Source organism: Pseudoteredinibacter isoporae (genome assembly GCF_040372805.1).
GTDB lineage: Bacteria > Pseudomonadota > Gammaproteobacteria > Pseudomonadales > Cellvibrionaceae > Pseudoteredinibacter > Pseudoteredinibacter isoporae_A.
On sequence record NZ_BAABWJ010000014.1, the window covers coordinates 43,902 to 70,197 of the forward strand.

At 51.0% G+C, this 26,296-nt stretch carries 24 protein-coding genes; 18 read left to right on the plus strand and 6 right to left on the minus strand.

Going from position 1 to position 26,296, the window contains the following annotated elements:
• Nucleotides 1-10 precede the first annotated feature (10 nt).
• A complete protein-coding gene (locus ABWW03_RS19360; RefSeq protein ID WP_353411224.1) occupies nt 11-988 on the minus strand; it encodes a D-2-hydroxyacid dehydrogenase in 978 nt (325 codons plus the stop codon).
• Nucleotides 989-1,298: 310 nt separating this feature from the next.
• Between ABWW03_RS19360 and ABWW03_RS19365 the strand changes: the two genes are divergently transcribed.
• From ABWW03_RS19365 to ABWW03_RS19375, 3 genes are read left to right on the plus strand one after another with little or no spacing between them, the layout of a single operon-like run.
• Nucleotides 1,299-3,809, plus strand: coding sequence for an efflux RND transporter permease subunit (locus ABWW03_RS19365; protein WP_353411226.1), 2,511 nt, complete (start codon nt 1,299-1,301; stop codon nt 3,807-3,809).
• Between the two features lie 32 nt (nt 3,810-3,841).
• On the plus strand, nt 3,842-4,354 hold the full coding sequence (gene xrtH / locus ABWW03_RS19370) for an exosortase H (protein WP_353411228.1): 513 nt from the start codon (nt 3,842-3,844) through the stop codon (nt 4,352-4,354).
• The gene (locus ABWW03_RS19375; RefSeq protein ID WP_353411230.1) at nt 4,351-5,001 is read left to right on the plus strand and encodes an exosortase H-associated membrane protein; all 651 of its coding nucleotides are present in this window, start codon (nt 4,351-4,353) and stop codon (nt 4,999-5,001) included. Before xrtH ends, ABWW03_RS19375 begins: the two co-directional genes overlap by 4 nt.
• Here ABWW03_RS19375 and ABWW03_RS19380 read toward each other — a convergent pair.
• The 3 genes from ABWW03_RS19380 to ABWW03_RS19390 all read right to left on the minus strand — a co-directional run bounded on the left by ABWW03_RS19380 (nt 4,973) and on the right by ABWW03_RS19390 (nt 7,413).
• Complete coding sequence (locus ABWW03_RS19380; protein ID WP_353411232.1) at nt 4,973-6,316, minus strand: ATP-binding protein; 1,344 nt, start codon at nt 6,314-6,316, stop codon at nt 4,973-4,975. The genes ABWW03_RS19375 and ABWW03_RS19380 overlap by 29 nt on opposite strands.
• 12 nt (nt 6,317-6,328) lie before the next feature.
• The gene (locus ABWW03_RS19385; RefSeq protein WP_166843229.1) at nt 6,329-7,009 is read right to left on the minus strand and encodes a response regulator transcription factor; all 681 of its coding nucleotides are present in this window, start codon (nt 7,007-7,009) and stop codon (nt 6,329-6,331) included.
• 68 nt (nt 7,010-7,077) lie between these two features.
• Complete coding sequence (locus tag ABWW03_RS19390; RefSeq protein WP_353411235.1) at nt 7,078-7,413, minus strand: hypothetical protein; 336 nt, start codon at nt 7,411-7,413, stop codon at nt 7,078-7,080.
• 669 nt (nt 7,414-8,082) lie between these two features.
• On the opposite strand from ABWW03_RS19390, the gene ABWW03_RS19395 reads away from it, so the two are divergent.
• The 12 genes from ABWW03_RS19395 (at nt 8,083) to lipA (ending at nt 19,297) form a co-directional block, all read left to right on the plus strand.
• The gene (locus tag ABWW03_RS19395) at nt 8,083-9,360 is read left to right on the plus strand and encodes a glutamate-5-semialdehyde dehydrogenase (RefSeq protein WP_353411237.1); all 1,278 of its coding nucleotides are present in this window, start codon (nt 8,083-8,085) and stop codon (nt 9,358-9,360) included.
• A complete protein-coding gene (gene nadD / locus ABWW03_RS19400; RefSeq protein ID WP_353411239.1) occupies nt 9,341-10,039 on the plus strand; it encodes a nicotinate-nucleotide adenylyltransferase in 699 nt (232 codons plus the stop codon). Before ABWW03_RS19395 ends, nadD begins: the two co-directional genes overlap by 20 nt.
• A gap of 18 nt (nt 10,040-10,057) precedes the next feature.
• The gene (gene rsfS, locus ABWW03_RS19405; protein ID WP_353411241.1) at nt 10,058-10,414 is read left to right on the plus strand and encodes a ribosome silencing factor; all 357 of its coding nucleotides are present in this window, start codon (nt 10,058-10,060) and stop codon (nt 10,412-10,414) included.
• Nucleotides 10,415-10,421: 7 nt separating this feature from the next.
• The gene (gene rlmH, locus ABWW03_RS19410; protein WP_353411243.1) at nt 10,422-10,889 is read left to right on the plus strand and encodes a 23S rRNA (pseudouridine(1915)-N(3))-methyltransferase RlmH; all 468 of its coding nucleotides are present in this window, start codon (nt 10,422-10,424) and stop codon (nt 10,887-10,889) included.
• 115 nt (nt 10,890-11,004) lie between these two features.
• On the plus strand, nt 11,005-12,930 hold the full coding sequence (gene mrdA / locus ABWW03_RS19415) for a penicillin-binding protein 2 (protein ID WP_353411245.1): 1,926 nt from the start codon (nt 11,005-11,007) through the stop codon (nt 12,928-12,930).
• On the plus strand, nt 12,930-14,075 hold the full coding sequence (gene rodA / locus ABWW03_RS19420) for a rod shape-determining protein RodA (RefSeq protein ID WP_353411247.1): 1,146 nt from the start codon (nt 12,930-12,932) through the stop codon (nt 14,073-14,075). Before mrdA ends, rodA begins: the two co-directional genes overlap by 1 nt.
• Nucleotides 14,076-14,187: 112 nt before the next feature.
• The gene (gene mltB, locus ABWW03_RS19425; protein ID WP_353411249.1) at nt 14,188-15,204 is read left to right on the plus strand and encodes a lytic murein transglycosylase B; all 1,017 of its coding nucleotides are present in this window, start codon (nt 14,188-14,190) and stop codon (nt 15,202-15,204) included.
• An 8-nt stretch (nt 15,205-15,212) separates the two neighbouring features.
• On the plus strand, nt 15,213-16,079 hold the full coding sequence (locus tag ABWW03_RS19430) for a septal ring lytic transglycosylase RlpA family protein (RefSeq protein WP_353411251.1): 867 nt from the start codon (nt 15,213-15,215) through the stop codon (nt 16,077-16,079).
• A 24-nt stretch (nt 16,080-16,103) separates the two neighbouring features.
• Complete coding sequence (locus ABWW03_RS19435; protein ID WP_353411253.1) at nt 16,104-17,246, plus strand: D-alanyl-D-alanine carboxypeptidase family protein; 1,143 nt, start codon at nt 16,104-16,106, stop codon at nt 17,244-17,246.
• A gap of 124 nt (nt 17,247-17,370) precedes the next feature.
• Nucleotides 17,371-17,643: a YbeD family protein gene (locus ABWW03_RS19440; protein WP_353411255.1), complete on the plus strand. Its 273-nt coding sequence runs from the start codon at nt 17,371-17,373 to the stop codon at nt 17,641-17,643.
• A complete protein-coding gene (lipB, locus tag ABWW03_RS19445; RefSeq protein ID WP_353411257.1) occupies nt 17,644-18,306 on the plus strand; it encodes a lipoyl(octanoyl) transferase LipB in 663 nt (220 codons plus the stop codon). It abuts the gene before it with no gap.
• Between the two features lie 7 nt (nt 18,307-18,313).
• Nucleotides 18,314-19,297 (plus strand): lipoyl synthase, encoded by a 984-nt coding sequence (gene lipA / locus ABWW03_RS19450; protein ID WP_353411259.1) that lies wholly within the window; start codon nt 18,314-18,316, stop codon nt 19,295-19,297.
• 17 nt (nt 19,298-19,314) lie between these two features.
• On the opposite strand, the gene ABWW03_RS19455 is transcribed toward lipA, so the two are convergent.
• Complete coding sequence (locus ABWW03_RS19455; protein ID WP_353411261.1) at nt 19,315-20,094, minus strand: glycerophosphodiester phosphodiesterase; 780 nt, start codon at nt 20,092-20,094, stop codon at nt 19,315-19,317.
• 310 nt (nt 20,095-20,404) lie between these two features.
• Between ABWW03_RS19455 and ABWW03_RS19460 the strand changes: the two genes are divergently transcribed.
• The 3 genes from ABWW03_RS19460 (at nt 20,405) to ABWW03_RS19470 (ending at nt 25,109) form a co-directional block, all read left to right on the plus strand.
• The gene (locus ABWW03_RS19460) at nt 20,405-21,304 is read left to right on the plus strand and encodes a hypothetical protein (RefSeq protein WP_353411263.1); all 900 of its coding nucleotides are present in this window, start codon (nt 20,405-20,407) and stop codon (nt 21,302-21,304) included.
• An 18-nt stretch (nt 21,305-21,322) separates the two neighbouring features.
• Nucleotides 21,323-22,741, plus strand: coding sequence for an SLC13 family permease (locus ABWW03_RS19465; RefSeq protein ID WP_353411265.1), 1,419 nt, complete (start codon nt 21,323-21,325; stop codon nt 22,739-22,741).
• An 88-nt stretch (nt 22,742-22,829) separates the two neighbouring features.
• Nucleotides 22,830-25,109 carry a putative bifunctional diguanylate cyclase/phosphodiesterase gene (locus ABWW03_RS19470; protein ID WP_353411267.1) on the plus strand — a complete coding sequence of 760 codons (2,280 nt, stop codon included), beginning with the start codon at nt 22,830-22,832 and terminating at the stop codon, nt 25,107-25,109.
• Nucleotides 25,110-25,136: 27 nt separating this feature from the next.
• Here ABWW03_RS19470 and ABWW03_RS19475 read toward each other — a convergent pair whose 3' ends face one another.
• Nucleotides 25,137-26,279, minus strand: coding sequence for a methyltransferase (locus ABWW03_RS19475; protein ID WP_353411269.1), 1,143 nt, complete (start codon nt 26,277-26,279; stop codon nt 25,137-25,139).
• Nucleotides 26,280-26,296 lie beyond the last annotated feature (17 nt).

Here is a 26,296-nt window from a genome sequence, read left to right on the forward strand (position 1 = left end):
GGCGGCATAACTAGCAGAGGCGATTCTGTGGTGCACCCTTCAAGAAACCCGTCAGATTGTCCGCCATGATATTGAGGAGGCGTTGTCGGGCTTCGCGGCTGCCCCAGGCCGAGTGCGGGCTCAGAATCAAATTGCGGTCTTGCAAAGACAGCAGTGGGTGATCGCTGGGAGGTGGCTCCTGACTCAGGGTGTCCAGTGCGGCACCGCCGATCCAGGCTTCGTCCAATGCTCGGTGCAAAGCACGCTCATCAATTAGGCCGCCACGAGACACGTTGACCAGCAAGGCGCTGGCCTTCATTGCTTGCAGTTCGGCTTCGGCAATGAGGTGGCTTGTTGCGGGGGTGAGGGGGCAGTGTAGGCTGATCACGTCGCTTTGTTCGATCACTTCAGAAAAGGCGGTTCTGCCCGATTCGATGTCATCGTTGTTCTGCCCTTTGCGGGCGGCAATTAAAACGTTCATGCCAAATGCTGCGCCAATATTGCTGACGGCTTTACCGATGCTACCGTGGCCGATGATGCCGAGGGTCTTGTCTTGTAGTTCTGTGATGGGGTAATCCAGCAGGCAGAAAAAGGGGCTTTTGCTCCATTGGCCATTTTTCGCGGCGGCGTCATAGCGTTGTAGCTGCGTTGCCAGATTCAGGATCATGGCCCAGCAGTGCTGAGCGACACTGGCCGTGCCATAGCCAGCAACATTGCAGACCTGAACACCTTGAGCCGCGGCCGCCGGTAAATCGACATTGTTGCTGCCCGTGGCCGCTATCAGAATCAACTTGAGTCTTGGGCAGGCCCTGAGTAACTCGGCATCAATCACGACCTTATTGCTGACAATCAATTCAGCGTTCTTGCAGCGCTCAATGCGATCCTGGGGTAGGGTGCTGCCGTGTATCTGCCAATGCTCGACTTGATCGAGTAGTGGGCTGAGGTTTAAGTCATTGGGGCCTAAACTGTCGGCGTCGAGAATAACGGCGTTTTGCATGCGATGGTCCATTCAAGTTGCTTGGGGTCTTACTTAAGGTACGTTTCGGTTCCGCGTTTTTCGGGTCTGAAAGGCGCACTCAGGAACCCCAAGCTCAGACTGTGTTCAAAGAGCGGCAGTATACGCGAGTAAGGCCCTGTAATCGTCTCTTGTGCGCGATATGGCGTAAGCTAAGTGGCTGTTTTTACAGGTGTAAAGTTCAGTCAATTTCAGGCTTTTTCAGGTTATTACTGTTCCGATAGGATATTATTCGCCTTTTTTAATGAAAGTTGCCTTCAAAGGGAAGGCTCATGTAAATATTTAAGGTCTATTAGGATTTATCATGCTAAGAGGTTTAGCGGCGTTCTACCAGGGAATTGTCATTCAGCGCCCCTGGTTTAGCCTGTTGCTGGTGTTGGCGTTGACGGCTGCGGCCGCCGCTGGCCTGCCAAATTTCAAATTGGATGCGTCATCCGAATCTCTGACTCTTGAAAATGACAAAGACCTGGATTATTTCCGCGAAGTCTATGGCCGCTATCAAAGTGGTGATTTTTTAGTCGTTACTTATCGTCCCAATGCCGATTTGTTTTCAGACGAAGCCATTGAAAATTTGCGACGTTTATCCAATGACCTGGCTCAGGTTGATGGGGTTGATTCTGTACTGAGCATGCTGAATGTGCCGCTATTGTACAGCCCGAAGTTGAGTTTGACGGATCTCAGCGCTGAACCCCGCACGCTGATGAGTGACGGGGTCGATCGCGCGTTGGCCAAGCAGGAGTTTTGGCAGAGTCCGATTTACCGAGACATGTTATTGAGCCCGGATGGACGCACCACCGCCGTCCTGGCGAATCTGAAAGTTGATAATACCTACCTTGCGCTGGTTAAAAAGCGCGATGAATTGCGCACCTTATTTAAAAACAATGCGCTCAGCCCCGAACAACAGATTGAGTATGAACAAGTCAGTGCAGAGTTTCTGGCCTATCGCACTGAGGCTGCCGTAAAAGACAAAGCCCGCGTGGCCAAGGTTCGCGAGATTGTCGATGCCTATTCAGGTCGTGCGGAAATGTTTGTCGGCGGGGTCACCATGATCACGGCGGACATGATCGATTTTATTCGCAGCGACTTGGTGGTGTTCGGGATAGGTATTGTCTTGTTTATTATTTTGCTGCTGGCGGTAATTTTTCGCCAATGGCGTTTTATCATTCTGCCCCTGTCGACCTGTCTGGTTACGGCGGTTTTGATGCTCGGTATGTTGAGCTGGCTGGATTGGCGTTTGACGGTCATCTCATCCAACTTTGTGGCGTTGCTGCTGATCGCTACCTTGGCAATTACCATTCACTTGGTGGTTCGCTTTCGCGAGTCCTATGGTGAGCACCCGCATTGGAGTAAAGATCAGCTGGTCATGGATATGGTGCACTATATGCTGCGCCCCTGCCTGTTTACAGCCCTGACAACGGTGGTTGCTTTTGCTTCTCTGGTGGTCAGCGGAATTCGCCCGGTCATTGATTTTGGCTGGATGATGACCATGGGCTTGGCCGTTGGTTTTTGCATGGCTTTTATTCTGTTGCCTGCCGGCCTAATGGTTTGGCCTTTGGGTGATCCAAAAGATAATGGGGATCAATCCAAGGCCTTTACATTGCGCTTTTCGCGCTTTGCTGAGCAGCGTGGCACATTGGTTATTCTGTTGTCGATTGCCGCGGCGGCGTTTTCTGCCTACGGCCTGTCTTTGTTGAAAGTGGATAATCGCTTTATCGACTACTTCCACAAGGACACGGAAATCTATCAGGGAATGGAGGCGATCGACCGACGTTTGGGTGGCACGATGCCGCTGGAGCTGATCATTGATGTCGCGCCGGAACAGGCGCCAGCCGAGGATCTGACGAACGAAGAAGACGATGAGTTCGCCGATGAGTTTGGTGATGAATTCGGGGATGATGTCTTCGCCGATGAATCAGGAGAATCGGAATCTGTTTACTGGTTCACCACTGCGGGCTTGAGCAAAGTCGAATCCCTGCACGATTATCTTGAGTCGCTTCCTGAAGTCGGAAAAGTCCAGTCTCTGGCCATTGCCTACAAGGTGGCCAAAGATGTGAATGGCGGCAGCCTGAGTGATTTTGAACTGGCGATTCTCCGTCAGGCCTTGCCCGACAGCATTAATGACGTCTTGGTTAAACCGTATCTGGCTATCGAGCAGGAACAAACCCGCATCGCCATGCGCCTGGTGGAGACCAGCCCAGAGCTGGATCGTATGACCATCATGAGTAAGATTCGTGACCATGCCATCAACGAGCTGGGTTATGCGCCTGAACAGGTCCACTTCAGTGGTATGCTGGTGCTGTACAACAATATGCTCAACAGTTTGTTTGACTCTCAAATCATGACCTTAGGGGCGGTCTTTATTGCCATCATGATTATGTTTGTCATTCTGTTTCGTTCGGTTTCACTTGCCTTGATTGCCATCGTGCCCAATATGCTGGCGGCGTTTATGGTCCTTGGTGGGATGGGGTGGGCAGGCATTCCCTTGGATATGATGACCATCACGATTGCTGCTATTACTGTCGGAATTGCGGTGGATCATGAGATTCATTACATCACCTGTTTCAAGCGGGAATTTGAAAAAGACGGTAACTATGTGGCGACGATGCATCGTTCCCATGGGACGATTGGACGAGCGCTGTACTATACTGCTATTACCATTATTGTTGGTTTCTCGGTTCTGGCCTTGTCGGAGTTTATTCCTTCGATTTACTTTGGACTGTTGACCGGTGGTTCAATGATTGCAGCAACCTTGGCCTCCCTGGTTTTGTTGCCAAAACTGTTGTTACTGTTTAAACCTCTCGGCCCTGAAGCATAAGGGGCCGAACCTAAGTCGCCCAAGGAAAATCGATGCTGCGCTACAGTGCCTGGTTTTTTGCCGTTCTCGTCGTATTGTTTGGTCTCGAAATGTTGGGGCCAGTTCAGGAAAATGTCATCCTTCCTTTTACCGCTTTCATCGCCAAGGTGTGTGTCGCCATTGTCACACCCTTTGATGGAAACGTGCTCGCTTACGGGAAAATTTTACAGAGCTCTGTAAATGGCTTTGCCGTTTCGATTGAGCCAGGTTGTAATGGCGTGGAAGCGACCATTATGCTGATTGCAGCAGCAGTTGCTTTCCCGGCGACCTTGAAGCAAAAGCTTGCGGTGGTAGTGATCGGCTTTTTTGCTATCCAGGCGGCGAATATCTTGCGCATCATCAGTTTGTTCTATCTGGGACAGTGGAATATGCAGGTGTTCGAGTGGGCTCATTTGTATTTGTGGCCTGTGCTGATCATGGTTGATGTGTTGGCGGTCTTCCTTGTCTGGTTGCGGGTGATTAACCGCCCACTGGATTCTGACTCTGGGGACGAGGTTGCAGCATGATTAAGCGAGCGGCCAATATTGGCCCTGGTGCGTTTTTTATTCGCATTATTGTGGCCATGATTCCCTGCTTTGCTCTGTGGTGGTTTATGGGGGACGGGTGGCTTCAGCCGGCCAGCGATATGGCCGGCGCAATTTTGGAGTGGCTCTTGCCCGATTCTGTGAACAGTCTTCAGCTGACCGATGGAACCTTGCAGGTGGTGAGCAATTGGGGAGAGGTGCAAGGTCGACTTGTGCCCGCTCGCGCGGCGGGTTATGCCTTGGCGTTTGAGTCCAATGTGCGAGTGTTGAGTTACTCGGTTCCGTTTTATTTCGCTTTACAAACCGCCTTGTGGAACTGGAATGTCAAAAAGAACATGGTGATATCGCTTCTGGTTCTCTATTCGGTCGTTACAGTCAGCATGGTATTTCTGTGTGCAAAATCCGTGATGGTTGGGCTGGGCGGTGCTTTTATGGAAGCCAATCGCCATTGGTATGCATCGAGAGATTTTATTGCTTTGGGTTTTCAATTGGCAACCTTGATGCTGCCGGTACTGGTGCCTGTATTTTGCTGGATTGTCACCAATCAGTCAGAACTGCGGTCCCTGTTTATGTCGATGTCGACCAAGCCCGGTGATGAGTCTAACGCTGAACCGGAAGAGTCAGAATAAAGGACGCACCCCCTAAGATCGGGGAGCGGCCCACTTCGACGCTGCCGCTGTACGCACTGACGATATCAATGGCGACAGCCAGACCAATACCCTGGCCTTTGTTGGCGGTGTCAGCCCGTTGTCCCCGCGTCAAAATGCTCTGTCGTTGATTACCGGCCACTCCGGGGCCGTCGTCTTCAACACGAATCACCCACTGGCCATCCATTTCCTCGGCATCCACAAAGACTTGGCGTCGGCCGTATTTGCAGGCATTGTCCAAGAAGTTGCCCATCAGCTCCATAAAATCAGCCTCTTCGCCCTGTATCAGGCAGTCGGCAGGAATCAAAAGGGAAAAATCCTTTTCATCGCGGTCATAAACCTTGCCCAGAGCGTTAATGAGTCGCTTACATAGCTGACGCAAGTTGATGCTGCGGTTGATGTTGACCTTGGCTCCCAGGCTCGCGCGGCTCAACTGATGACTGACGATTTCATCCATGCGACGCAGTGGGTCGGCCAATTTTTTTTCCAGTTCAGGGTCTTGCTGAGCGAAGCCAGAGATGACCGCCAGCGGCGTTTTCAAACTGTGGGCCAGATCGTTGAGGGTATTTTTATAGCGTTCACTTTGTTGGGTTTGGTTGGCGAGCACCTGATTCAGACTCTGGGTAACTGGAATGATCTCGGATGGGTAGTTGCCCGGCAGTTGTTCGTCAGGCGACTCTCGCAGTTTGTCGATATCGGATTTCAAACGCTTTAAGGGCTGAAGGCCCCAGCGCATGATCAGCAATTGGGCAAAGATAATAAAAATGCCGAGGCTGCCAAGCCACTGCCCCAATTGTTGGCGATAGCTGCGCAACTCTGCGTCCCATACCGAGCTGTCGCGCCAAATAATCAAGCGAACCGGTAAATTACCTTCATTGTTTTCCCACTCAACATCAAAACTCAAACTGAAAACTCGGCCCTGGCTGCTGATCAGGTCCTGAAAATGTTCCTTGCCAGCATTGATCCGCTCGGGTTTTAAATCCGATGGGGTTGGAAAAAGCACGGAAGGGGACTGCCACTGCATGCCTTCCGGTGTGAAAATCCAAGCGTATAGACCGGAACCTGGCCGACTGAAGCCGGGGTCGTGCAGTTCCTGGGAAATTTGAGGCTGCCCGCCACTAATATCGATGGAGCCTAGCAGCATATACATCTGACTGCCGAGGCGGTTTTTCTCAGCCGAGGTCAGGCTGCGCTGGAACGCCTGGTCGAGCATGTAGCCGCTTAGTCCAAGCACCGCTGGTAAAACCAGCAGTGAGGCCAGAGTAAAGCGTGACGCGAGTGAACGAAATAGTCGCAAAGCGGATGGGCCTTAGCTCTGTGTTTCCAAAGCGAATCGGTAACCTTGACCGCGAACGGTGTCGATGGGCTTTAAATCGCTGTTGGGGTCGATCTTCTTACGAAGGCGCCCAATAAAGACTTCAATGACATTGCTGTCGCGATCGAAATCCTGATCGTAAAGGTGTTCGGTCAACTCGGTTTTTGAAACCAGTTTGCCCGCATTCAGAGCCAGATATTCCAGGGTGTTGTATTCGAAGCTGGTCAGTTCCAGTTTTACGCCATCGCGGCTGACGGTTTTTGCCGCAGTATTGATTACCAATGGGCCGTAATCCAGGCTGGGGCTGGCGTGGCCAGCGGCACGTCGCAGCAGAGCATTAATTCGAGCGAGCAGTTCTTCGTTTTGGAACGGCTTGACGACGTAGTCGTCGGCGCCAGCTTCCAGCCCCTCAACTTTGTCTTGCCAGTTGCCGCGGGCAGTAAGAATGAGAATAGGGTATTTCTGACCTTCTGCACGTAACTGTTTCACCACTTCAAGGCCATCAACCTCAGGAAGGCCGAGATCGATGATGGCCAAATCGTAGGGGTGTTCGGTGCCTAGAAAAATGGCTTCACGGCCATCGCCACAGGCGTCGCTCACATAACCGGCGGATTTTAGTTGGGTGCAAATCTGCTCACGAATATGAGGCTCATCTTCCACTACAAGTAAACGCATAGGAGGTCTCGTAACTGTTTAATCCCAGGGCTATGTTGCCGATAGCCGACAGTGGTTGTGCTGTTATTTTAGTCTGCAATCCAGATTTGTTGAACTTTACCAGACCCTGTAAGCACTTTCACAGTGTAACCGCCTTGTCCTCGTTGAACTTTGAGAACTTTTCCCTTGGACTTTTTGAGGGCTTTCTGGGCGGCTTTGGCTTGTCCAGCTGGGCTGGCCTTGCCATCGTCTTGGCTGCCAGCTTTGGCGAGCTGATAAATAATTCGGCTTTGGGGGGGCGGTGGAGTGCTTGCTTTGACGGTGTCCGCAATCGTTATGTTCTCTCCTGCTGCGTTCAAACTGAGCGTAGCGGTGCCCGCTAGAAAAGCGCTGAGCAGGCCTGTCATTATTCGATGCATCGTCATGTAAGTTATCCGATTTGAGCTCGTTGTGCCGTAGCGGTTTTGTTGTTTTTGTTTTCAGAACAGTGCGTTTCCCGTAGAAATCAATCTGCCTTTCCCTGTGCTTCGCTTTTTGCGGGGTATTCAGTCAGTGTTGCTGACGCTCAATACTTTGCTGACGTCTGTGGCCACGGTGTCGTGGTATTTTACACTGGAATATCTGAAATGTCGGCCTGTTATGTTGATTCCGGTGTCGAGCGAAGGCAGCAGCATTTGGCGTTGTGGCAGTATGCTTTGTAAGGGCGTCGGTGATTCCATTGCGGATATCTGGTCAGTGCATTCATGGTGAACTCCTCTCCAATATGGCTTGAGGTTGACACTTTTAGCCTCCATGCGAGCTTGCGCTTTTTACTTGATCAGCCGGATCTAATTCTGAGGCTAAAAGCGCTTGCCTGAACCCTAGCTGAAACTGGGCTAGCCCTTATTCTCTTCAGGTGGCCAAATCAGGCGTCGAGGGCGCAGCCAGTCGGCCCGAAAAGCGCTATAATGCGCAGTTCTCCTGATCTTGGGCGGGCCTGAATGCAAAAGGCACAAAACTCATTGGCGAATGGGTCGTTTAGGACTGAGAGACGATAAGACATTATAAGCTCGGCCCACGAGCTCAAAACCCATTGATCTGGCTTTAGCAAAACTATGAACATTGAACACTATATGCGTGAGGTGGGGCAGAAAGCCCGAGCCGCTTCACGACATTTGTCGGCTGCCGATAGCGGCCAAAAGAACGCGGCGTTGTTGGCGATTGCTACCGAATTAAAGGCTCGCCAAGAGGCGATTCTGGCGGCGAATGCCTTGGATGTGAATGCCGGGCGTGACAATGGCCTGGAAGAGGCGCTATTGGACCGATTGGCTATTCAGGAGCAAACCATCGATCAGATGATCGAGGGGCTGGAGCAGATAGCCGCTCTGGCTGATCCTTGCGGGGAAATCAGCGAGATGAGTTATCGCCCGAGCGGTATTCAAGTTGGAAAAATGCGAGTGCCTTTGGGGGTTGTGGGCATTATTTATGAGTCCCGACCCAATGTAACCATTGATGCGGCAAGCCTGTGTCTTAAATCTGGTAATGCTACGATTCTGCGGGGCGGTAAAGAGGCCTTTCACTCAAATCAGGCCATTGCGGCCTGTATTGCGGCAGGGCTCAAGGCCGCAGGTTTGCCGGAAGAAGCGGTGCAGGTCATTGAAACGACCGACCGGGCGGCGGTCTCTGCCATGATTACCCTGCCCGAATATGTTGATGTCATCGTGCCTCGTGGTGGTAAAGGCCTGATTGAGCGCATCAGCGCCGAGGCGAAAGTGAGTGTGATAAAGCATCTCGACGGTATTTGTCATGTGTATATCGATGACAAGGCGGATTTGGACAAGGCCCGGAACATTGCGCTGAATGCGAAGACTCATCGCTATGGTGTCTGCAATGCCATGGAAACCTTGTTGGTTCATGAATCCTTGGCGGGTGAGTTTTTATCGACTCTGGCCCAGGATTATTGGCGGAAGGGTGTGCAGTTAAGGGCCTGTGAACGCTCTTATGCCGCCTTGAAAGCGCAAGGCTCGGGTGCTGAGCAATTGACGCTCGCTCAGGATATTGATTGGGATACCGAATACCTGGCTCCCATTTTGGCGGTAAAAGTGGTGGCTGATATGGCCGAGGCGATGGATCATATTGCGGCACACAGTTCTGGCCATACGGAAAGTATTGTTTCGGAAGATTACAGCCGTGTTCGACGCTTTCTTGCTCAAGTGGATTCGGCATCGGTGATGGCCAACGCGTCCACTCGTTTTGCGGACGGTTTTGAATACGGTTTGGGTGCGGAAATCGGTATTTCTACTGATAAAATTCACGCCAGGGGGCCAGTTGGCCTGCAGGGCCTGACGTCTCAAAAATGGATCGTGTTTGGTGATGGCCATATCCGTAACTAAATTACCGGCCTATGGTTTGTTGGGTGGCAGCTTTGACCCTGTCCACTATGGGCATGTAACGCTTGCGGAAGACGTTCGTAAGACATTGGCACTGGAACAGATGGCTTTGCTCCCGGCTCATCGCCAACCACTGAAAAATGGGGCCGGAGCGAGTAGCACGGAGCGAGTTGACATGGCTCGCTTAGCAATTCAGGGCTATCCTGAATTGGAGGTAGATAGCCGGGAGCTGCAGCGTGAGGGACCGTCTTACACCGTGGATACCCTGCGACATTGGCGTCAGGAACATGGTGAGGACTGTTGCCTGTGTTTCTGTATGGGCTTGGATTCGCTATTGCAACTGCACCGCTGGAAAGATTGGCCGGAGTTGTTCGAACTGGCCAATATTGTGGTTTTCGCCCGTCCGGGGTGGTCCTGGGATGGCGTTCTTGAACAGCGCACTGAAAACGGATTGCCGGACGCTTTGAGCACACAATTACAGCAGCGTCGCTGTGAAAACAAAGAAGAACTGTTACAACATCGCAATGGTCGCTGGTTCGAGTTGGAGGCACCGTTGTTGGATATATCCTCCACTCACATACGCCAACAGTTATTGGAGGGTGTGCCACCGTTGGCGGTGGCTCATTTGCCGGAGGCTGTGGCGAAATATATTGATACGCATGGTTTATACTGTGCGCCTTAACACGAAGAGGTTGTTTTTTTGGATTTGAATCAAGTTGTCATCAATGCCCTGGAAGATGTCAAAGGGCAGGATATTGTAAGTTTGGATGTTGCTGAACTGAGCGATGTCATGGATACGCTGGTCATTGTGACAGGCACTTCCAGTCGTCATGTAAAGTCTCTGGCGAATAACGTTGTGGTCGACGTGAAAGCCGCGGGTGAACAGCCCCTGGGCGTCGAAGGCATGGAAAGTGGCGAATGGGTGTTGGTGGACTTGGGCGCTATCGTGGTGCACGTCATGCTCGAGCAAAGTCGACGCTTTTACGATTTGGAAAAGCTCTGGTCGATGGAGCCCGCCGGCCGCAAGGAAGAAAGCGACGAAGGCGATCTGAACTAATTGAATTATGCGAACTCGAATCATAGCAGTCGGCACGAAAATGCCGGCTTGGGTTGAGACCGGTTTTAAAGATTACGCCAAACGTTTGCCACGTGATTTCCCGGTTGAGGTCGTAGAATTGCCGCTGGGGCCTCGGGGGAAAAATGCGTCTATCGAAAAAGCCATCGCGAAAGAAAGCGAGGCGATGCTTGCGGCGATTCCCGAAGGGGATAAAGTGATTGCTCTGGATGTAAAGGGCAAGCCCTGGAGTACCGAGCAGCTCGCGGGCAAGTTGGCCCATTGGCGCATGGAAGGCGATAACTATAGTTTGCTCATTGGTGGCCCGGATGGTTTGTCCGCAGAATGTTTGCAACGAGCCGACGCCCGCTGGTCATTATCGGCGCTGACCCTGCCACATCCATTGGTTCGAATTGTGCTCATTGAGCAGTTATATCGGGCATGGACCATTTTAAATAATCACCCATATCATAAATAAATATCTGGGTGCCGTAGTGATAAAGCTTTTAGGGCAGCAACTTGGCTGCTTGGGGACGGCATGGACATAATCCTGGCGTGTGGAATGATCGCAAGCGCAATCGGTATGGGTGCGTATGTCTGAGCATCTGCGATTTAAAGACCACTACAACGAAGCCCGCATCTTTTTTCGCCGGGCAATTATCGTTGCCGGCCTGATCATTGCTCTGGTGATTATGTTGATCGCCCGGCTTTACACTCTGCAAGTGGTTGAATATCAAACCTACGTTACCCAATCCGACCGCAATCGTGTCCAGGTGCAGCCTTTGCCGCCGACCCGTGGGCTTATCTATGATCGTCGTGGAGAACTGTTGGCTGAAAATCGTCCCAGTTACACCTTGTCGATTGTTAAAGAACAGGTCGAATCTCTGGATGCCACCTTACGCCTGATTCGTCAGTTGGTGGATATCAGCGACGATGAGCTGGAAGACTTTGACAAACGTTTAAAACGACCCAAACGTCGTCGCCGCCCTTATGAGCCAATCCCTCTGCGTTACCTGCTGGACGAAGAAGAAATTGCCAAGATAGCGGTGAATGAGTATCGCTTGAAAGGCGTGGTGGTGGAGGCGCAATTGGTGCGTTACTACCCGCAAATGGACTTGTTTGCCCACAATGTTGGGTATGTTGGTCGGATTAATGAGCGAGAACTCAAAGCACTCGATAGCGAAGAATATGCGCTGTACAACGGCACGGATTCCATCGGCAAAATTGGTCTTGAAAAACAGTATGAAACCTTGTTGCTGGGAGAAGTTGGTTATCAGCAGGTGGAAACTAATGCGCGGGGGCGAGTGCTTCGCGTGCTCGAGCGGACAGACCCGACTCCGGGTGAAAACCTGAAACTGTTTTTGGATGCGCAATTGCAGCGCAAGGCGGTGTCGGCTCTCGGCGGTCGACGGGGTGCAGTGGTAGCGATTGAAATCGCCAGTGGTGGCGTGCTGGCCATGGTGAGTGCGCCGAGTTATGACCCTAATTTATTTGTGACGGGCATCAGCTTTAAGAACTATAAAGCGTTGAATGAATCACCGGATTTGCCCCTGTTTAATCGTGCCATACAAGGTGGGTACCCGCCGGGATCAACCTTAAAGCCTATGCTGGCTTTGGGAGGGCTGGAAGCCAACATTATCGATGAACACTATTCTGTGCGCGATCCCGGGTATTACCAGTTAGAGGGTGAAGAGCGCCGTTATCGAGATTGGAAAAAACGTGGCCACGGTCATCGCATCGCCTTAAAACAGGCGGTGGCCGAATCCTGTGATGTGTATTACTACGATCTGGCGTTTCGCATGGGCATTGATCGTATGCACAGTTTCGGCGATAAATTTGGTTTGGGCGAGCGTACCGGTGTCGATGTGCCCAGTGAGCGCTCGGGTCTTTGGCCATCCCGCCAGTGGAAGCGTGGCGTGAGAGGTTTACCCTGGTTTCCAGGTGACAGCTTGAATATGGGGATTGGTCAGGGCTTTGTGTTAACAACTCCGCTGCAATTGGCTTCCATGACGGCCACGATGGCCTCAAAAGGTGTGCGTCGCCAGCCGAGGTTGGTACAGAGGGTTGGCGAAGAAGAGTTGCCGGATAAAGCGTCTCAAGTCGTGAATGCCAGTGAGAAAAACTGGGCACTGGTGATGGATGCCATGGAAGAGGTTGTGCACGGCCAGCGTGGTACGGCGAAATCCATTGCACGCAAAGCGAATTTTCGTATGGGCGGCAAAACCGGCACCGCACAAGTGGTCGGAATTGCTCAAGATGCCGAGTACGATTCGGAAGCGCTAGCTGAACGCCAGCGAGATCACGCCCTGTTTGTCGGATACGCACCGGCGGATGATCCGAAAATTGCGGTGGCGGTGATTGTTGAGAATGGTGAAAAAAGTTCTTCGGCGGCCAAGATTGCTCGTGTGCTGTTCGATGAATACTTACTGCATGGCCAGCTTGACGGTGATCTGCCGGAAGATGCCGAACAAAACACCGCCGCTTACATTGGAGATGACGCAGTGGAGGTTGGGCGCTGATGGTGCAGCAGGATTTCCAACGCCGAATGCCCGAAGCGAGTCGGGATCTCCGTAAACCGGTAGGTTTCTGGCAGCGCATTCATATTGATATCCCATTGTTGTTTGGACTGTTTGCGTTGACGGCATATGGTTTGATTGTGCTCTACAGTGCCAGCGGCGAAACCAAATTTTATGTGCAGCGCCAGGCGGTGTTTATTGCACTTGGCTATGTGGCCATGTTCACGGCCGCGCAATTCAAAATGAGTTTTCTGCAGCGCTGGTCACCCTGGTTTTATTTGGGGGGGGTAGGCCTACTGGCGCTGGTGTTGGTGATGGGGTCCGGAGCAAAAGGTGCCCAGCGTTGGTTGAGTCTGGGTGGCTTTCGTTTTCAGCCTTCAGAAGTGATTAAGCTGGCGGTCCCTATGATGGTGGCTTCCTATTTAGGCGCTCGGGTGTTGCCGCCAAGTTTTAAGCACATTGTGATTAGCCTCATGATTGTCGGCTTACCGACGGTGCTGATTCTGGAGCAGCCAGATTTGGGAACCTCCCTGCTGATTGCGGCATCCGGTTTGATTGGTTTGTTCTTCTCCGGCTTGCGTTGGCGTTACATTTTAGGGGCTGCTTTTCTTGCATTGATGAGCGCCTGGCCGATGTGGCAATTTGTGCTGCGGGATTATCAGAAGCAACGCATTCTCACCATGTTTAATCCTGAAGCTGACAAGCTGGGTGCGGGTTGGAACATCATTCAGTCGAAAACTGCTATTGGCTCTGGAGGCATTTACGGAAAGGGTTGGATGAATGGCACGCAATCACAGCTGAATTTTCTGCCGGAGAGCCACACCGATTTTATTATTGCGGTGTTAGCTGAAGAGTTTGGTTTGCTGGGGGTGTTGCTGCTGCTGTTGATTTATCTGTTTATTCTCGGACGTGGGCTGTTGATCGCTTCGCGGGCTCAATCCAGCTTCAATCGTATCCTTGCGGGCTGTATTACGTTTACGTTTTTTGTTTATATTTTTGTGAACATTGGCATGGTGACAGGATTGCTGCCAGTCGTGGGGGTGCCTTTGCCGCTGGTGAGTCATGGTGGTACAGCAATTGTCACACTGTTGACGGGTTTTGGTCTGTTGATGGCCATCAGTACCGAGCGGCGTAAGGTGAGCATCTAGGGCGCCATGCGAAGAAATTTTTAGGTTTCAGGGGCCGGGTTGGCACTGGGCCTGATTGCAGAATATTGTTAACCTAGACCTGCTTTGGGTCTTGTTTAGAGAGTTTGTTTAGATGATGGAAACGTTGAAGAAAACGGCCAAGCTTGGCTTGGTTATGGGGGTGTCTTTGTTGACCGCCGCGGCAGCTCAGGCCAAAGGTTATGAGCAGCATCCACTGGCTCAAAAACTGATTGGCGAGATGGTGGCTGAGGATGATTTCTCCAAGGCTGAGTTGGAAGCATTGTTCGCCCAGGCTGAAAAAAAGCAGTCGATTCTGGATGCTATCTCCCGTCCAGCTGAAAGGACATTGCAGTGGAAGTCTTATCGCAAGATTTTTCTGGACGGCAAGCGTGCTGGCAAAGGTGTGAAGTTTTGGCAGGACAATCAAGCGGCATTGACTGAAGCCTCTGAAAAATATGGTGTTCCCCCTGAAATTATTGTTGCCATTATTGGTGTGGAAACACGCTACGGCCGAATCATGGGCAGTTACCGGGTGTTGGATGCGTTGTCCACGCTGGCTTTCGATTACCCCAAGCGCAGTAAGTTTTTTACCAAAGAGCTTAAGCACTATTTACGTTTAACGCGTGAACAACAGCAAGACCCGCTGGCCCTCAAAGGTTCTTATGCTGGAGCTATGGGGTACGGACAGTTTATGCCTTCCAGTTTCCGCGCCTATGCTGTTGATTTTGATGGCGATAACATTGCTGACATCTGGAAGAACAAACGGGATGCCATTGGTAGTGTGGCCAACTACTTCAAAAACCACGGCTGGCGACAAGGGGAGCCTGTGGTTGCCAGGGCTGCGCTGGAGAGTAATTTCAACAGTGAACTGGCCAATCAGTCTCTGAAACCCAAATACACTGTCGCTTCTCTGCGAGAGGCTGGCTTCACGCCTTTGATTGATGTGCCCTCAGACAGTGAGAGCAGCCTGGTGAAATTGGAAGGCGCCAAAGGAACAGAATACTGGTTGGGTTTGCACAACTTTTATGTCATTACCCGCTACAATCATAGCCGCATGTACGCTATGGCGGTTTATCAGTTGGCGCAGGAAATCCGTAAACAGTACGACGCAGCGAATACAGAAGCGTAAGGCGAATCATGATGTACGGTTTTCAGAACAAGTATATTTCGAGATTGGCGCAGCTGATCATGGTGCTTGGTCTGTGTGCTTGTAGCCAGCAGGAAATCAAAGACAGCGGCCCATCGCGTCCGCTGGATTTTTCTGGCTCACCGGATGCCGTTCCAAAAAAGGAGACGCGAACACGCGCCGGAAATAAAAGCCCCTATGTTATTTTTGGCAAAACCTATCGTGTGTTATCAGATTCCAAAGGCTTTCGCGAACAGGGTGAGGCCTCCTGGTATGGCAAGAAATTCCATGGTCGTAATACGTCCAATGGCGAGGTCTACGACATGTACGCAATGACGGCGGCTCATAAAACGCTGCCGATTCCCAGCTATGTGCGTGTGACCAATCATCAAAATGGACGCTCGGTAGTGGTGAGAGTCAATGACCGAGGCCCGTTTCATGGCAATCGAGTCATTGATTTGAGTTACGCAGCGGCGAGTAAGCTGGGTTTTGCTGAACGAGGTACGGCTCCGGTTTCGGTTGAGGCCATTGATACGGGAAATCCCCCTCTGCGTCATGCTGGAGTGGTGCCTGTGGGCACAGCTGCTGTGAGGCCAACAGTGGGAATCGCACAAGCCCCTCCATCGTCCCCTCAACCTCAAAACCCACGCGCCGGGAGACAATCTTTTTTGCAGGTAGCGGCGTTCAGTCAGCGCCAATCTGCTGAACAATTACTGGCGCGTTTGCGTAACAGCATTCGTGAGCCCATGCGTCTGACACAGGCGAGAGGGCTGTTTAGGGTTCATATTGGCCCCTTGGCCAAAGTGAATGACATCGCGGCAGTAAGACAAACTTTGCAAGCCTTGAGTCTTGGTTCAGGCTTCGTAGTGAATGAATAATTTTATATAGGACAGTCCAGACACATGAGAACTATCGTTTCCTTTTTCATCCTGTGCCTAACGGTGACGTCGGCGTTGGCCCAGCAGTTAATTCCAGCGCCACCACAACTGGCCGCGACTGCGTATTTGCTGTTGGATGCTGAAACCGGTGAGATTCTGGTCGAACATAATGCCGATGAGATGTTGCCACCAGCGAGCCTGACCAAAATGATGACCAGCTACATTGTTTCCAGTGAAATGGATCGTGGCAATGTTGGTGAGGACGATCAGGTGAATGTTTCCGTGCGGGCCTGGAAGATGGGCGGTTCTAAAATGTTCATTCGTGAAGGCACCCAAGTCAGCGTGAAAGATTTGCTGAGAGGGGTGATCATTCAATCTGGTAATGACGCCAGTGTTGCTTTGGCAGAACATATTGCGGGCAGCGAAGAAGCGTTTGCGGACGTGATGAATCAACAGGCCGCTATTTTAGGCATGACCAGTACTCAGTACCTTAATGCCACGGGTTGGCCTGCGGAAGGGCATTACACCACTGCACGTGATTTGGCGATTTTGGCGAAGGCCATCATTAACGATTACCCTGAGCACTATGAAATTTACGCGGAGCGCTCATTCACCTACAACGGCATCGATCAGATGAATCGCAACCGTCTGTTGTTCTTGGACAAGTCCATTGATGGATTGAAAACCGGACATACAGAAGAGGCGGGCTTTTGTTTGGTGGCCTCAGGTGTAAAACGCGGTATGCGTTTGATTTCTGTCGTAATGGGAACCAAATCAGACAAGTCCCGCGCTGCAGAATCACAGAAGTTACTGGCCTACGGCTTTCGTTATTATGAAACCCATCAAGCTCTGGAAGCTGGCCAGCAATTGGCGAGCCAGCGGGTTTGGGGTGGTCAGGTCAAAGAGGTGGCTGTCGGTGTAAACAAGTCCTTATCTCTGACCATTCCTCGTCGCGGCGAAGAGCGCATCAAGCAAACGGTGAAACTGGATGATGTTCTTGAAGCCCCAATTTCAGAAGGTCAGGAGCTAGGCCGTTTGAGTCTGGAACTGGATGGCAAGCAAATCGCCGAAGTCCCTCTGGTCGCGCTAGAGCCTGTACAGGAAGCCGGTTTCTTTGCACGCCTGTGGGATACGATTAAGCTTTTTGTCTTCAATCTCTTCGCTTAAGTTTCGTTTTAAGCGTTTTTGGCGGCGAATTTAGTACATATCGCTGAATTCGCCAGCCGCTCTCTCTCCGGCTAGCTTTGCGGTATAATGCCGCCATTCCATAAGTTAGACCGGTACCGCAATTATGAGTCAGCCAGACGCCCCCAAAATTGAATTCCCCTGTGAAAATTACCCTATTAAAGTTATGGGTGATTCAGGTGATGAGCTACAGGCTCTGGTAATGGAGGTGTTTTCCAAGCACGCTCCAGGTTTCGACCCTGAGCGTATTCGTCTGAAAGACAGCAGCAAGGGCAGCTTCCAGTCGATCACGGTTCTTATTACAGCCACTGGTGTCGATCAGTTAGAAGCTCTGCACAATGATTTGCGCAGCAGTTCCTTGGTAAAAATGGTCCTGTAAATGCCGGCAATTACGATTCGCAATCTAGGGTTAATGGATTACGAGCCGGTTTGGCAATCCATGTCCCATTACACCGATCAGCGTGATGCTGACAGTCCCGACGAGTTCTGGTTGGTGCAGCACCCTCCTGTTTTTACCCAAGGCCAGGCCGGTAAAGCGGAACATGTTTTAATGCCCGGTGATATCCCCGTTGTGCAGGTTGACCGCGGGGGCCAGGTGACGTATCACGGGCCAGGGCAATTGGTTCTGTATCCGCTGATAGACTTACGTCGACTGGGAATCGGTGTCAGAGATTTAGTGACGGCCATTGAAACCGCATTGGTGAATACCTTGGCGGGTTTTGGTTTAGAGGCTTACCCGAAAGCTGATGCACCTGGTGTTTATGTCAACGATGCCAAAATTGCATCGTTGGGTCTGCGTGTTAGAAAAGGGTGCAGCTTTCACGGTTTGAGCCTGAATGTGGATATGTCACTGGAACCGTTCCTGAGAATTAACCCCTGTGGTTATCAGGGTATGCAGATGGTGCAAATGGCGGATCTGTTAGACGGCAATCCTGATTTTAACAAAGTGGAGTCTGAGTTGGTTCGTTGCTTGATGGAGCAGCTGGGCTACGATATTAAAAATGACGTGGCAGGTTTGCCTGCGATAGCGACCTGCGAGTGAGAACAACGTGAGCGAAAGACCTGAAAATATTCCCGTAAAGCGCACCCGACGCCATAAAGCGGGCGAAAAGCTTCGTGACGCCGACAAGGTAGAGCGTATCCCTGTAAAGGTGATCAGCAGTGATGAAGTCAAACGTAAGCCCGATTGGATTCGGGTGCGCATGACTGCATCTCCAGAAGTGGATCGAATCAAAAAAATCCTGCGTAAAAACGGTTTGGCCAGCGTATGTGAAGAGGCCAGTTGCCCGAATCTTGGCGAGTGTTTTGCGGGGGGCACCGCGACCTTTATGATTATGGGAGAAATCTGTACTCGCCGCTGCCCATTCTGCGATGTAGGCCATGGTAAGCCATTGCCCTTGGATCAAGGCGAGCCACGTAATTTGGCAGAAGCCATCGCCGAAATGCGTTTAAAGTACGTGGTTATTACCTCAGTGGATCGCGATGATTTGCGTGATGGTGGGGCGAAGCATTTTGCCGATTGTATTCGTGAAGCCCGGGATTTGTCGCCCAATCTTCAGGTTGAAATCCTGACGCCGGATTTCCGCGGTCGTATGGATACCGCGCTGGACATTCTCGAGGCGGAAGCGCCGGATGTGTTCAATCACAACTTGGAAACGGTACCGCGTTTGTATCGACAATCCCGTCCCGGAGCGAATTACGCCTGGTCCTTAAAACTGCTGCAAGAATACAAAAAGCGTCGTCCGGATGTGTTGACCAAATCCGGTTTGATGGTGGGCTTGGGAGAGCACAAGGAGGAAATCTTCGAGGTCATGCGTGATATGCGCGAGCATGATATTGATATGCTGACTATTGGCCAGTATCTGCAGCCGTCGAAGAGCCATTTGCCTGTGGACCGCTATGTGCACCCAGACGAGTTTGATGAATATACCGAGATGGCCAAATCTCTGGGGTTCACCCATTCGGCTTGCGGCCCGCTGGTGCGTTCTTCTTATCATGCTGACAAGCAAGCGCACGGAGAGGAAGTGAGCTAAGCCGGATTGGCCGGATCTTAAAAATCGCTGCCTTCAACTTTAGGATGGCGCTGTCGAAATTCTTCGTTCAGCGCCAATACCTTTTCGGGAAAATCGGTGAACACACCGTCGACACCCATCGCGGCCAGATGCCCCATATCTTCTTCGTGATTCACCGTATACACCCAGGTTTTCAGCCCACGTGCACTGGCATCATCAATAAGCCCCTGACGCAAAAAACCAATGCAGGCATGAAGCGAGTAAGCATCGAGTTGTTCACAACAGGCTGCGTAATCAAGTGGAATACCGGCAAACAGCGCCCCTCGTTTGACTTCTGGCAGGCGTTGGCTCAGCTTGTGGAGCTGAACATGGTCGAAGCTTGATATGAGATAAGACTCATAATTGCCCTGTTGGTACTGGACGAATTCTTCGATTTGATTACTGACCGATTTGACGCAGCCAGGGCCTTTGAGCTCAATATTGAGCAGAGCGCGATCGCCGACAAGTTCCATCACCTCCAATAAGGTGGGTATAGGCTCGCCGCAGGGCAGAGGTGTGTGCCTAAGAAGTTGGGGGTCCTGCTGGACCAGCAGAGCGTCTTGAAAGGGCGCAAAGGCGAGGCGGCGGTCATGAAAGACCAACAATTCCCCGCGCACATTCCAGACATCGATCTCGATAGCATCAACGCCAAGATCAAGGGCGTGTTGAATGGCCCGCAAAGTATTCTCATAGCGTTGAGAGCCCCCGCGATGAGCAATGCAAAATAGTGGCTTATCCAGTTCCATAAGCGCCTGTCGCTGCTGACGATAAATGCCCATATTTTAATCGTTGTCGGCCAATTCGTGAGCAGATTGTTAAGGTAAAGTGTGACATTTATATGTATTAGAGTAATAAGGGGTGACCCCTTTACCTAGATTATTTATTTCTAACGTCGCTTTCAAGGGGGCAATACTCCTATGTTTGTAACTACTTGCTTACTATGTGGACATTGTAAATACTGTATTTCACAGATGGTTTTGAGACTTTTAGCCATCAATGAGAGAAATAAACGATTTTTTCATAAGCATTGATAGCCAGCAGCAGCTGGGCGAGAATAGAGAGCTGAATTTCACTGTATGGGTGCACTGGATGTTGCAAAGCATGGGCAAGTTTAAAACGTTACTGGTGGTGGCAATTCCATTGCTTCTCTCAGTGCTGTGCTTGCCTGCCCGAGCTGAGGGCACGACGGTGATTCTGGCGCCAGCACCGGTGGTCTCTGGATTTCGAGATTTCACTGCAGGTCGCCAATTGAGCGACATCAGGGATTATCGTTTTAATACGGAATACTCGGCCAAACATCAGGATCCCTTTACCAACCTGGAAGTGATTGAACTGGTTTTACTGGTCCAGGCTTTGCAACTGGGTGGCGTTAAGGGTGAGATCAAAATCAAATCTGCCCCCAGCTTCAGCATCTTGTCCAAAGTGGAGAAAGGCGAGGCGCTATTGGGTGGGGTATCAATCTGGCGCGAGCGAACGCAAAGCAGAGCTAAGTCTCTCTGGGTGAGCGATCCGATTATTCGTCAGGGAGAATTCCAACTGGGGCTCTACAGTTGCGGTCGCCCGATGTCGATCATTGATTTATCTGGCCTGCAACAATTCAGATTAAGCTCCCACGCCAATTGGCCAATGGTTACCGAATTACTGCAATCCCTTGAAGTGGCCGACCTCTCTCTGAGTTCAGATTGGAATCAAATTGTTAAACAATCCTGTTCTGGTGCCAGTGATTTGATTGCAGCTCCGTTTACCGCGTCTGCCGATCGCCCTTTGCAGTACCTCGAAAAACTGTTATCGCCCGTACCAGGGGTGAAGCTGAAAGTCAGCGGAACACGTCATTTTATCATCAGTCGTTTGCATCCTAAGGGTAAGCGTACGTATTTCTCACTCCAACGAGGTCTGCGTAAATTGCGAGTCAAAGGCAATATTGCCCGCGCATTGCGCCAGTCCGGCTTCCTGCCCCAGGCAACCGCCAATTGGACCTTCCTTAACTAAATCAAGAATAAGAACAGTATGTCTGAAACGACAAAGGCCGTTCCGGTCTTAGCGCTGCTTAAGCGTCATATGGTTTGGCTGGCTCCGGTGCTGTCAGGTGTGTTGGGGTTGTGGATGTGGCAGCAGGGCTGGCAGGGAAATGCGGCTCTTACGGCGGCGCTCACCTTGCTTTGTGCCTTGTGGTGGATGTTCGAGCCCATTCCCATCCCGGCAACCTCTTTAATCCCGCTGGGGGTATTTCCCTTGTTGGGCATACTCAGCCCCAAAGATGTCGCCCTCGCTTACGGCAGTCCGTTAATCATCTTATTGATGGGGGGCGCGATGCTCTCCAAGGCGATGGAAAAGAGTGGCGCTCATCGCCGCGTGGCGCTGGGTATGGTGGGATTGTTTGGTGGCGGCTCTCAGCGCCGTTTGGTGTTGGGATTTATGGCGGCTTCGGCATTGTTGTCGATGTGGATTTCCAATACCGCCACCACATTAATGTTACTGCCTGTCGCCTTGGCGGTTCTCGAAAAGAGTGACGATCGCAAGTTGATGATCGCCTTGCTGCTCGGTATCGCTTATGCGGCCAGTATTGGGGGGCTCGGAACCCCAATTGGCACACCCGCTAATGTGATCATGATGCAAGCCTATCAGGACGCGACCGGTGTTGAACTCAGCTTTGTGGACTGGATGCAGTGGTCCATTCCCGTTGTCGTTCTGCTGGTGCCTTTAGCTGGGTTTTGGTTGAGCCGAAAACTGGGTTCCGATACCAGTATGCTGGAGTTGCCCGACCTCGGAACCTGGCGGAAGGCTGAGCGGCGAGTGATGTTAATTTTTGCGCTCACCGCCTTAGCGTGGATCACCCTCAAAGGCCCATCGGGTGGTTGGGGGCAATGGTTGCCGACCGCAAATTACGGGTCCGTGGCACTGTTGGCTGTCCTGATTCTGTTTATTATTCCTGACGGCGAAGGTGGTCGTCTGCTGGATTGGCAAAGCGCTAATCAGATTCACTGGGGCGTTCTGTTGTTGTTTGCCGGTGGTATTGCGATAGCGAAGGCCTTCACCTCCACCGGATTGAGTCAGGCGATTGGTGAGGCGCTGGCGGGCTTTAACCAGTTGCCGGTTTTGCTGTTACTGGTTTTGTTGAGTTTGGGCGTAGCGTTTTTAACGGAAGTCACGAGTAATACCGCGACGGCGACATTACTGATGCCGATCCTCGCTGCAACGGCTATCGCCGCTGAAATGGAGCCTGCCTTGATTATGCTGCCGGCCGCTTTAGCGTCGAGTTGTGCCTTTATGTTGCCGGTGGCGACCGCGCCCAATGCGATTGTTTTCGGAACCGGGCAGGTACGTATCGCCGATATGGTCAGTAACGGTTTCTCCATTAATCTGATCGCCGTTCTTGTTATCAGTGGTTGTAGTTTTGTGTTGTTAAGCCTCGGAGCGTTTGGCTAGGCAATTAAAGTTTAGGCGCCACAGGCCGCTAGTCTATCTACTGAGTTATTCCTCAATGATTGGGGAAGTAGTGGTTTAGGGTGGTGAGATGTCTAAGCAGTTAGCAGCCGTCGATCTAATGCGACGCTTTTATCAGCTGGTGGTCAGCAAACCGCATCGAGAGCTGGTCCTATGGTTGCTTAAGAGCTGGAGCGAACTGCCCTCGGTGGTGCGCGTTGTGTTGCTCACCTGTGAGTCTGGAAAGCACTGGGTACGCGGCACGGCAATCAATGATAGTGTGACGGTACTCAATACCGATCTTCTGCATTTCCGTAAAATATCCCCCGAGCTGGTACAGCAAAGTTATGACTTGGTGAGCCTTCAGTTGTGTGAGGCGGACGACCCCTTGGTGCTGGGGAAAATTCTTCGGGATGAATGCCAGAGCATTGCTTGCATTCCCATCGGTGAGGAATCCGATCCCATCGGTTTAATGTATCTGGAGCTCGATCTTCCTCGGAGCGGGGCTGAAAAACTTCTAGGTGACTATCAGCAGCTGCAGGTATTCTGTGGCTTGGTCTTGCAGCATTTAACCATTACTTGGCGGCACCACCAGCAACTGGAAAAAGCCAAAGTTGCTGAGCAAGCACTGTGGGCCAGTGAAGTTTACTTGCGCTCGATTCTGGATCACTCTCCGGTGTTCATTTCAGTCGTGGACTTGGATGGCAATGTTATTCTGAGCAGCGATCACCATTTGAACGAGGCGTTGTCTGAAGCGGCGAATACCCGCTACAACGGTCATCACGTTTATGCTTTATTCCCCGAAACCATTGCGCAGGCCTTGTGGCAGGGGCGCCCGGAATCAGAAGAAGAAGTGAATGCCGATTGGGAATTTTCATTTGAATCGGCTGACGGGAAAAGCAAATACTATTGGATAAATCGATTTCCTCTGCTTGATCAGCAAAACAAGTTGTTTGCCAGCTGTGCAATTTGTACGGACATCACCGAGCGCAAAGAATCTGAAATCGCTATGCAGGAACAGCAAAAGCGATTGAACCACCTGGCTTTTCACGACGAGCTTACGGGCTTACCCAATAGGACCTTATTTCACGAACGTCTACTGCACAGCCTGGAGCGAGCTCGACGCAATCATTCTCAAGTCGCCATCATGTTGTTGGACGTGGATCGTTTTAAGTACGTGAACGACAGTTTTGGTCATGATGCAGGGGATGCGTTGTTAAAAATTATTGCGGAACGGCTGGTGTCCTGCGTGCGCCAGGTCGATACTGTGGCTCGTTTGGGCGGTGATGAATTTGTTCTGGTGATCGAAGATATTCACAGTCAGGATGACGTTACTCTGGTGACAGAAAAGATTCTGACGATTGGGGCGACGCCCTGTGAGCTGCGTGGTTACGATATTACCAGTACCTTGAGTGTTGGCGTGAGCGTGTATCCGGCTGACGGTGATAACAGTGAAACGCTTCTTAAGCATGCTGATGTGGCGATGTATCGAGCAAAGGCAGAAGGCAAAAATACCTATCGCCTGTTTAATCACACCATGAATGATAAAGCCGTTGAATCCCTGCTGATTGAGAACGATCTGCGTAAAGCCATTAAGTATGACAAACTTCGTCTGGTATACCAGCCCAAAATAGATCTGCATGATGGTTCTATCATTGGGGTGGAAGCGTTGGTGCGATGGGATCTTGATAATGGTGAGGTGATGCCTCCAGGAAAATTTATCCCTATGGCCGAAGAGACCGGGCTTATTGTTCCACTGGGGAAGTGGGTGTTGGATGAGGCCTGTCGCCAGCAGCGTTCGTGGTTAGATCGTGGTTTCACTGTAGGTTCGGTGGCTGTTAATCTTTCTCCTCGACAATTTCTTCAGGAAGAATTTCCGGATTTTATTCAATCCGTATTGGATAAACACAAATTACAATCTTCCTATTTGGAGCTTGAAATCACTGAATCCTCCGCCATGGAGAATGCGCAGCAATCGGTGCAAATGTTAGAGCGTTTACACGCTATGGGTGTGGCGTTGGCGATGGATGATTTTGGAACGGGTTATTCATCGCTCGCTTACTTAAAACGGTTCCCTATCGACACTTTAAAAATTGATCGCAGTTTTATTCGAGATATTTATTGCGACTCAAACGATGCTGCGATTGCTAAATCAATCATCGACCTTGGACATAATATGGGGCTTAAGGTAGTGGCAGAAGGAATAGAAAGTAATGATCAGAAGCTGTGGCTGAAAGATCAAGGCTGTGATTATGCGCAGGGCTTTTATTTTTCCAAGCCTATTTCAGCCAGAGATATTGAAGAGAGCTTCTGCACCATTCAACGTAAACTCACCTTAGTTGCGGCTAATGACATTGGGCAGAGCATTTAGGATTGAGGGTGCTTTCTGTGAGAGTGCTCATCGGTTTTTCTGGGCCTTTAAAATGACAAACTTGCTGTTGCTTTGCACAATATGGTGATTGCCAAATATCGCCTGTAGATCTTTGTGGTAACCCAGATGCCGGTTAGCAACAACCCATAGCTCACCACCCTTTTTAAGGGTTTTCCAGCTTTGGCGAAACATCTGTTTGGCAATGTGGCTGGAGATGCTGTGTTGTTGATGGAAGGGCGGATTGTTGAGAATCAGGTCGGCACTGTTGTCGCTTGCTTGGTCCAGGCAGTCGCCATGAACAAATCGTAAACGCTTGCTCATTAAGTGGTTTTGTTCGGCGTTCAGCTGTGCGCTGGCGATCGCGGAGTAAGATTCATCATAAAATTCAATGTCGGCCTCAGGGAAAAGCTGGGCCGCTCTCAGTCCAAGCAAACCATTTCCACAGCCCAGGTCTATAATTTTTTCGGCGTTGTTCCCTTTGGGGAAGTTTTCAAGCAAAAAAGCCGTGCCAATATCCAGTTTTTGCTGGGAAAAAACAGCTGCGTGATTAAATACCTCCAGCTGATAAGCCTCCAGAGAATACTGCTTGGGGTAGGGCGACTCTGCTGCTTCGATATGTTCCGCTTTGGCAAAAAGTAAGCGGGCTTTTTTCTTTGCCAGGGACGTGTGGGTTTCGCCAATCAATTTCTCAAACAGCTTAATGGACTGGCTATGCAGGTTTTTGCTCATCGCGCTGGCAATAATCTTGCTGTCAGCATGAAGGCAGCTTTTTAAGCGATAAAGTTGATCTTCCAGTTGGGCATGGCTCTTGGGAAGTTTGATGAGAACCCAGTCGAAGGAGGTGTCGGGCCAGTCCAGGCTGTTGTGCCAATGGAACTGGTTTTCGTCGTGATCATTGTCCTGCAGGTTTTGTCGGCAGGCCTCTGTGCTGATGTAGGAGTCATTTAGCCAATGGATCTGAAACTCGGCCAGTGTGGTTGCCAGAGCGCCAAAACCGTCGTTTACAATCAATACTGTTTGATCATGACGAATCTTGCTGGCGACTTCTTGCAGTAAGAGTTCATCCGCGGCATCCCAGGCGCGCAAGGTGTCATGTTTTCGAAAAGGAAAACGTTTTAGTGTCCAGCTTCGTTCCTGAAAATGGAATTCGGTTTCGGCAAGTTGTGGCATCTGATGTACGGTTGTAG